This window comes from Streptomyces sp. 13-12-16, from assembly GCF_002114215.1.
Classification (GTDB): domain Bacteria; phylum Actinomycetota; class Actinomycetes; order Streptomycetales; family Streptomycetaceae; genus Streptomyces.
Genome location: NZ_NCTE01000154.1, coordinates 1 through 6,239 on the forward strand (window position 1 = coordinate 1; position 6,239 = coordinate 6,239).

Here is a 6,239-nt window from a genome sequence, read left to right on the forward strand (position 1 = left end):
CGCCCATCCGCCAGCCGTCGGCGGCGGCGAACGGGTCGGCCCAGCCGGGTCCGTCGGCGGGCCGCCGGAGGGAGGCCTGGCGCAGCAGCGCCGCCGCCGCGTACGCCTCCGCCGGCACCTCGTCCGCCACGAGCCCGGTCACCTCGCGCTCGACCAGTCCCGTGTCCAGCTCCCCCGACACGACCGCCGGATGCGCCAGCAGCCGCCGCAGGAACCCGGCGTTGGTCCGCACGCCCAGTGTCACCGTCTCCGCCAGCGCCGCCCGGAGCCTGCGCAGCGCGGTCGCCCGGTCGGGGCCGTACGCGATCACCTTGGACAGCATCGGGTCGTAGAGGCTGCCGACCTCCGTGCCCTCGCTCAGCCCGGAGTCGGTGCGCACGCCGTCGCCCTGCGGCTCGCGAAGCCTCAGTACCGTGCCGCCGGAGGGGAGGAAGCCGCGCGCGGGGTCCTCCGCGCAGACACGGGCCTCGACCGCGTGCCCGGTGAGCCGGATGTCGTCCTGCCCGAACGCCAGCGGCTCGCCCGCCGCCACCCGCAGCTGCCACTCCACCAGGTCAAGACCCGTGATCAGCTCGGTGACCGGGTGCTCCACCTGGAGGCGGGTGTTCATCTCCATGAAGTAGTACGACGACGGGTCGTTGCCCGGGACGATGAACTCCACGGTGCCCGCGCCCCGGTAGCCGCAGGAGCGGGCCGCCTGGACGGCCGCCTCACCCATCGCAGCCCGGGTCTCCTCGTCGAGGAGCACACTGGGCGCCTCCTCGATGATCTTCTGGTGGCGGCGCTGCAGGGAGCACTCGCGCTCGCCCAGGTGGACGACGCCCCCGTGGCCGTCGGCCAGCACCTGGATCTCGATGTGCCGGGGGCGGTCGATCCACCGCTCGACCAGCAGCGTGTCGTCACCGAAGGAGGCGCGGGCCTCGCGCCGCGCGGCGGCGATCTCGTCGGCCAGCGCCGACGCGTCCCGCACCAGGCGCATGCCCTTGCCGCCACCGCCCGCCGACGGCTTCAGCAGCACCGGCACACCGATGTCGCGGGCCGCGTCGGCGAGCTGCCCGTCGGTGAGGCCGCTGCCGCTGGAGCCGGGGACCACCGGCACGCCCGCCGCCTTCACCGTCTCCTTCGCACGGATCTTGTCGCCCATCAGGGCGATCGCGTCCGCCGGGGGCCCGATGAACACCAGCCCCGCCTCCTCGCACGCCCGCGCGAAGCCGGCGTTCTCGGCCAGGAAGCCGTACCCCGGGTGCACCGCCTGCGCGCCGGTGCGGGCGGCGGCCTCCAGCAGCCGCTCCACCGACAGATAGCTCTCCGCGGCCGGCGCGGGCCCGATCCGTACCGCCGTGTCGGCCTCCCGCACGTGCCGGGCGTCGGCGTCCGCGTCGGAGTACACCGCCACCGAGCGCACGCCCATCGACCGCAGTGTGCGGATGACGCGCACCGCGATCTCGCCCCGGTTGGCCACAAGCACTGTCTCGAACATCGTTGTCCGTCCCCTCACATCCGGAAGACGCCGAACTGAGGGTCACTCAGTGGCGCGTTGGCGCACGCGGTCAGGGCCAGGCCCAGGACCTGCCGGGTGTCCAGCGGGTCGATCACGCCGTCGTCCCAGAGGCGGGCCGTCGCGTAGTAGGCGTTCCCCTGACGCTCGTACTGCGCGCGGATCGGGGCCTTGAAGGCGTCCTCGTCCTCCGCCGGCCACTCCTCGCCGCGGCCCTCCAGCTGGTCCCGCTTCACGGTCGCGAGGACGGAGGCGGCCTGCTCGCCGCCCATCACCGAGATCTTGGCGTTGGGCCACATCCACAGGAACCGGGGGGAGTACGCCCGCCCGCACATCGAGTAGTTGCCCGCGCCGTACGACCCGCCGACCACCACCGTCAGCTTCGGCACGCGCGTGCAGGCGACCGCCGTGACCATCTTGGCGCCGTGCTTGGCGATGCCGCCCGCCTCGTAGTCCCGGCCCACCATGAAGCCCGAGATGTTCTGCAGGAACACCAGCGGGATGCCGCGCTGGTCGCACAGCTCGATGAAGTGGGCGCCCTTCTGCGCGGACTCGGAGAACAGGATGCCGTTGTTGGCGACGATCCCCACCGGGTGGCCGTGGATCCGGGCGAAACCGGTGACCAGGGTCTGCCCGAACTCCGACTTGAACTCCGCGAAACGGGAGCCGTCGGTGACGCGGGCGATGATCTCGCGCACGTCGTAGGGCGTGCGGGAGTCGACCGGCACCGCGCCGTACAGTCCCGCCGGGTCCACCTTGGGCTCGACGGCCTGCTCCACCCCCCAGGGCAGGACCCCCCGTGCGGGGAGCGTGGAGACGATGTTCCGCACGATCCGCAGCGCGTGCGCGTCGTCCTCCGCGAGGTGGTCGGTCACGCCCGACACCCGCGAGTGGACCTCGCCGCCGCCCAGCTCCTCCGCCGTGACCACCTCACCGGTGGCCGCCTTCACCAGCGGCGGGCCGCCCAGGAAGATCGTGCCCTGGCCCCGGACGATCACCGCCTCGTCGCTCATCGCCGGGACGTACGCCCCGCCCGCCGTGCAGGAGCCGAGCACCGCCGCGATCTGCGGGATGCCGGCACCGGACATCCGGGCCTGGTTGTAGAAGATCCGCCCGAAGTGGTCCCGGTCCGGGAACACCTCGTCCTGCATCGGCAGGAAGGCACCGCCGGAGTCCACCAGGTAGACGCAGGGGAGCCGGTTGTCGAGGGCCACCTCCTGCGCGCGCAGGTGCTTCTTCACCGTCATCGGGTAGTACGTGCCGCCCTTGACGGTGGCGTCGTTGGCGACGACCACGCACTCCCGGCCGGCGACCCGCCCGATCCCGGCGATCACACCGGCCGCCGGGGCCTGTCCCTCGTACATCCCGTCGGCCGCCAGCGGGGCCAGCTCCAGGAAGGGTGAGCCTGGGTCGAGGAGGGTGTCCACGCGCTCGCGCGGGAGCAGCTTCCCGCGCGCGGTGTGCCGTGCCCGCGCCCGCTCGCCCCCGCCGAGCGCCGCCGCGGCCAGTTTGCCGCGCAGCTCCTCGACGAGGACGCGGTGCGCCTCCTCGTTGGCCCGAAAGGCCTCCGACGCGGGATCGGCCGCGCTGTGAAGCTCCGGTGCCTCATGCATCCTGCGGGTCCCCTCACCTTGTTAATGAGCGTTAACGCATTTCCCTCAGGTTAACGACCGCTAACCCTGCTGTCTAGAATCGTCTCCATGGCCACCAGAACCGACGCCCCCACCCGCCGCGAGCAGATCCTCAAGGAGGCCGCCCGGCTCTTCGCCGAGCGCGGCTTCCACGGCGTCGGGGTCGACGAGATAGGTGCCGCGGTCGGCATCAGCGGCCCCGGGCTCTACCGGCACTTCGCGGGCAAGGACGCGATGCTCGCGGAGCTGCTGGTGGGGATCAGCGGCTCGCTGCTGACCGGCGCGAAGCGGCGCCTGGCGGAGGCCGGCGGGACGACGGCCCCCGAGGCGGTCCTCGACTCGCTGATCGAGGGGCACATCGACTTCGCGCTCGACGACCGCCCCCTCATCACCCTGCACGACCGTGAGCTGGACCGCCTCCGGGACACCGACCGCAAGCTGGTGCGCCAGTTGCAGCGGCAGTACGTCGAGCTGTGGGTCGGGGTGGTGCGCGAGGTGTACCCGGAGCTGGCCGAACCGGCCGCCCGCTCGGCGGTCCACTCGGTGTTCGGCCTGCTCAACTCCACCCCCCACCTGACCCGCCCCGGCTCCCTGCCCGGTCGCGCGGGCACCGCCGAGCTGCTGCACCGGATGGCCCGGGGCGCGTTCGCGGCGGCGGGCGCGCGATGACCCCGGTGGAGTGACGAGCGTTACGGGGCTCCCGCTCTGGACGGCTGTGGATACTCGCCGGTACCTTTGATCTGAGCAAGCGCTTAGACATGCCCAGGTTCTGGAGGTGGCGGACAGTGCGCCGTACGGTTTTCAACGAGGATCACGAGGCGTTCCGGGAGACCATCCGCGCCTTCATCGAGGCCGAGGTCGTCCCCGTCTACGACGAGTGGTTCGCGGCGGGCCAGGCGCCCCGCGACTTCTACTACAAGCTCGGTGAGCTGGGCATCTTCGGCATCAGCGTGCCCGAGGAGTTCGGCGGCGCGGGCATGGACACCCACAAGTTCGAGGCCGTCCTCTACGAGGAGACCGCCCGCGCGGGCGTCCAGTTCGGCGGCTCCGGCGTGCACGTGCTGCTCGCCCTGCCCTACCTCAAGATGCTCGCCACCGACGAGCAGAAGAAGCGCTACCTGCCGAAGTTCGTCACCGGCGAGGAGATGTGGGCCATCGCGATGACCGAGCCGGGCACCGGCTCCGACCTCGCGGGCATGAAGACCACCGCCAAGCTCAGCGAGGACGGCTCCCACTACGTCCTCAACGGCGCCAAGACCTTCATCACCGGCGGTGTCCACGCCGACAAGGTGATCGTCTGCGCCCGCACCGCCGCCCCGACGGCCGAGGACCGCCGCCACGGCATCTCCCTCTTCGCCGTCGACACCAAGGCCGAGGGCTACTCGGTGGGCCGCAAGCTCGACAAGCTCGGTCTGAAGACCTCCGACACCGCCGAGCTGGCCTTCGTCGACGTCAAGGTCCCCGTCGAGGACCTGCTCGGCGAGGAGAACAAGGGCTTCTACTACCTCGGCCACAACCTGGCCTCCGAGCGCTGGGGCATCGCCTTCGGCGCCTACGCGCAGGCCAAGGCCGCCGTCCGGTTCGCCAAGCAGTACGTGCAGGAGCGCACCGTCTTCGGCAAGCCGGTCGCCCACTTCCAGAACACCAAGTTCGAGCTGGCCGCCTGCCAGGCCGAGGTCGACGCCGCCGAGGCCGTCGCCGACCGCGCCACCGAGGCCCTGGACGCCGGCGAGCTGACCCCCGCCGAGGCCGCCTCCGCCAAGCTGTTCTGCACCGAGGTCGCGCACCGCGTCATCGACCGCTGCCTCCAGCTCCACGGCGGCTACGGCTACATGAACGAGTACCCGATCGCCCGCCTGTACGCGGACAACCGCGTCAACCGCATCTACGGCGGCACCAGCGAGATCATGAAGACGATCATCGCCAAGGACATGGGCCTGTAAGGTCCCGGAAATCCCTGCCGTATACAACTGATTCCATGAGTCAGGCACTACAGGATCTCCTCGATCTGCTCGACCTCGAGCAGATCGAGGAGAACATCTTCCGCGGCCACTCCCGCAGCGCCGTCGTCCCTCGCGTCTTCGGCGGGCAGGTCGCGGCGCAGGCGCTGGTCGCCGCCGGGCGGACCGTCCCCGCGGACCGGCCCGCCCACTCCCTGCACGCGTACTTCCTGCGCCCCGGCGACCCCGGCGCCCCGATCGTCTACACCGTCGACCGGATCCGCGACGGCCGTTCCTTCACCACGCGGCGGGTGGTCGCGGTCCAGCACGGAAAGCCGATCTTCCACCTCTCGGCGTCCTTCCAGACGTACGAGGAGGGCCTGGACCACCAGGACCCGATGCCGCCGTCCCCCGACCCGGCCACGCTGCCCACGTCGCAGGAACGCCTGCGCGGGTACGACCACCTCGACCCCGAGGTCGTGGAGCGTTTCCTGGAGGCCCGTGCCGCCGTCGACCTGCGCTACGTCGACGAGCCGCCCTACGGCCGCTTCGGCGAGCCGCGCGAACCCCACTCCCAGGTCTGGTTCCGCGCCAACGGCAAGCTCGCCGACGACCCCCTGCTGCACGTCGTCCTCGCCACGTACGTCTCCGACATGACGCTCCTGGACTCCGTCCTCCTCGCCCACGGGCGCGGCGGCTGGGCCGTCGGCGACGTCGTCGGCGCCTCCCTGGACCACGCGATGTGGTTCCACCGCCCGTTCCGCGCCGACGAGTGGCTGCTGTACGACCAGCAGTCCCCGTCCGCGCACGGCGGCCGGGGCCTCGGCCAGGGCCGCATCTACACCCAGGACGGCCGCCTCGCGGTCTCGGTCATCCAGGAGGGCGTGGTCCGGGTCCCGCGCCCCTGAGCCGGCTCCGGACGTCCTCCTCCCCTCCACGACGCACGGTCCTGACGGCTGTCCGCGTCCCAGTGGACCGTTCCAGGCGACTGGTATCCGTGCAGGTCAGAGGCCGTTCCAGCGTTCCGGCGTCCCGTGCTGGGCGTTCGGTGTGGCGGGTGGGACGGATCACGGCACAAGCTGCGGTCATCCCGGCAGCCCGCCGGCCGATCCACCACGTCACACCATGGAGACCACCATGCGTTCGCGCTTCGCCACCCGCTCCGCCCGC

At 71.8% G+C, this 6,239-nt stretch carries 5 protein-coding genes; 3 read left to right on the forward strand and 2 right to left on the reverse strand.

Going from position 1 to position 6,239, the window contains the following annotated elements:
- Both B7767_RS07230 and B7767_RS07235 read right to left on the reverse strand, forming a co-directional pair.
- The coding region (locus B7767_RS07230) for an acetyl/propionyl/methylcrotonyl-CoA carboxylase subunit alpha (RefSeq protein ID WP_085571418.1) at nucleotides 1–1,480 on the reverse strand (1,480 nt) is incomplete at its 3' end.
- Between the two features lie 14 nt (nucleotides 1,481–1,494).
- The gene (locus B7767_RS07235) at nucleotides 1,495–3,111 is read right to left on the reverse strand and encodes a carboxyl transferase domain-containing protein (protein ID WP_085571419.1); all 1,617 of its coding nucleotides are present in this window, start codon (nucleotides 3,109–3,111) and stop codon (nucleotides 1,495–1,497) included.
- An 87-nt stretch (nucleotides 3,112–3,198) separates the two neighbouring features.
- Here B7767_RS07235 and B7767_RS07240 point away from each other — a divergent pair, with 87 nt between their 5' ends.
- The 3 genes from B7767_RS07240 to tesB all read left to right on the forward strand — a co-directional run bounded on the left by B7767_RS07240 (nucleotide 3,199) and on the right by tesB (nucleotide 5,977).
- A complete protein-coding gene (locus B7767_RS07240) occupies nucleotides 3,199–3,798 on the forward strand; it encodes a TetR/AcrR family transcriptional regulator (RefSeq protein WP_085571420.1) in 600 nt (199 codons plus the stop codon).
- A gap of 116 nt (nucleotides 3,799–3,914) precedes the next feature.
- Complete coding sequence (locus B7767_RS07245) at nucleotides 3,915–5,072, forward strand: acyl-CoA dehydrogenase family protein (protein WP_085571421.1); 1,158 nt, start codon at nucleotides 3,915–3,917, stop codon at nucleotides 5,070–5,072.
- A gap of 35 nt (nucleotides 5,073–5,107) precedes the next feature.
- Nucleotides 5,108–5,977, forward strand: coding sequence for an acyl-CoA thioesterase II (tesB, locus tag B7767_RS07250; RefSeq protein WP_085571422.1), 870 nt, complete (start codon nucleotides 5,108–5,110; stop codon nucleotides 5,975–5,977).
- The last annotated feature ends 262 nt before the right edge of the window (nucleotides 5,978–6,239 follow it).